The organism is Methanobrevibacter sp. (genome assembly GCF_045541095.1).
Taxonomy (GTDB): Archaea; Methanobacteriota; Methanobacteria; order Methanobacteriales; family Methanobacteriaceae; genus Methanocatella.
Map to the genome: position 1 here is coordinate 1 of NZ_JAZQIJ010000195.1, position 1591 is coordinate 1591.

A 1591-nucleotide genomic window follows, 5' to 3' on the forward strand; every position below is an offset into this window, starting at 1 on the left:
AAGGCTGAATTCTGTTCCGGGTGCAATCACGATATCCATTCCGTTTTCAACTGGCCCTATCGGCAGGATCTTTTTGGATTTCGGCATGAGAAGAATGTGAGTGTACTTTAAGTCCTCACGATATTTCGGATTGCTTGATGCATAAAACGGTATCGGAGGTGTGAAAACGCCGTCAACCGCATTGTCAATCATCAGGTTCTCGTCAAGCCTTATCACCAGTGTTGAATTCTCCTCCAGTTCAACGGAATGTTCCCTTAAGGCATGCAAAAGCTCATTTATGGATTCGAGAAATTCCTTTTCCTCGTCAGACACTTGCCTGAACAGGTTTAAAAATCCTTCCATTGGAATGTTGAGCTCTGAAGGAGTGAAGGGATTTACCACAACTGTTGAATACTCATCTGACTGTTTTAGCATTTCAGCAAGGTCGCTCATGTACAACACAAACACGGAGCTTTTAACGCCAGCCTCCTGCATTACCTTGTCTGAGGTAAAGAGGGGCACTGCCTTTTCACCGTCACTGTTTTTGAGGTAATTGATATCAAAGCCAGTCTGTTTTGGAGTTTCAAGAACATCTCCCGGCTTTGCACTTTCAAGGCCCTTGAACATGTCGGCGCTGAATGAAACCGGCATGAACAGCTGTGAGTCTTTAAAAACATCAAAGAATTCCTCCTGCATTTCAGGAGTTATGTCCTTTTTTATAATCTCCTCGAGTTGCGAATTGTCTATTATCGCTTCCTTTTTTAGATCCTGCAAATGTCTATCATCCATCTAAATCACCCAACTGTAAATCATTAATCACCATGGTATTTCCAATCTCGTATGCAAATGCCTCCTGAAAGAGAACGTCATTATGCTTCCTGAACCACTCCTCAAATATCTCACACGGCAGGTCATCATTGGAGAATATTGTTATGAGCATCTCATCGAACTGCCTTTTTTTATAGTATGAATTTATTTTGGTAATGTAAAGGCTCTCAAATCCGTTTTCATTGAATTGTGATATGAGCTCATCGAGAATATCCTCAATATCAATCTGAATGAGATTTCCCGAAACGTGCTTGTAGAGAGGTATGTGAAATACATACTTGCGATTCAATGCAATCATGTTAATAATGTATAACTAAAATATTTTAAAAAATTTTTGGAACTGTAACTGATTTTTTAAAAACAACTGAAAAATGCTTTAACCATTTATAATTGTATTTAAAGAATAAAAATGCTTTTAAATAAACTATAAACTATATATGTGTTGTAAAATATAATATTGAATGAAATTAATAATCAAAAATTAAAAGGAGGAATGATACAATGGTTATTGAAAATCAGAAAAACAGAGATCTTTTCCTGAAGTTGTGTTTCATGCATTTTCTAAACCATATCCTCAATGCCCTGGAAATTGATGAGGAAATAGAAGATACATTGAATACGGAATACATTTCAATTGAGAGAAACGAGCAGATTAAGATTTTTGACAGTCTGCTTGATTTTGCGGCAATAACAACATCAGGAAAGATTATCATTTTCGAGTTCAAAAAGAATACTTTAAGAAAAAAAGATTTGAAGCAGGTCTATGACTATTACAGAAGAGTGT

The 1591-nt window shown here is 36.6% G+C and carries 3 protein-coding genes; 1 reads left to right on the forward strand and 2 read right to left on the reverse strand.

The window, feature by feature from the left end:
- Together ACKI2P_RS08190 and ACKI2P_RS08195 are read right to left on the reverse strand one after the other, a co-directional pair.
- The coding region (locus ACKI2P_RS08190; protein ID WP_407376709.1) for an SseB family protein at positions 1–768 on the reverse strand (768 nt) is incomplete at its 3' end.
- A complete protein-coding gene (locus ACKI2P_RS08195; protein WP_407376711.1) occupies positions 761–1096 on the reverse strand; it encodes a hypothetical protein in 336 nt (111 codons plus the stop codon). The genes ACKI2P_RS08195 and ACKI2P_RS08190, both read right to left, overlap by 8 nt.
- 212 nt (positions 1097–1308) lie before the next feature.
- On the opposite strand from ACKI2P_RS08195, the gene ACKI2P_RS08200 reads away from it, so the two are divergent.
- The coding region (locus ACKI2P_RS08200) for a hypothetical protein (RefSeq protein WP_407376713.1) at positions 1309–1591 on the forward strand (283 nt) is incomplete at its 3' end.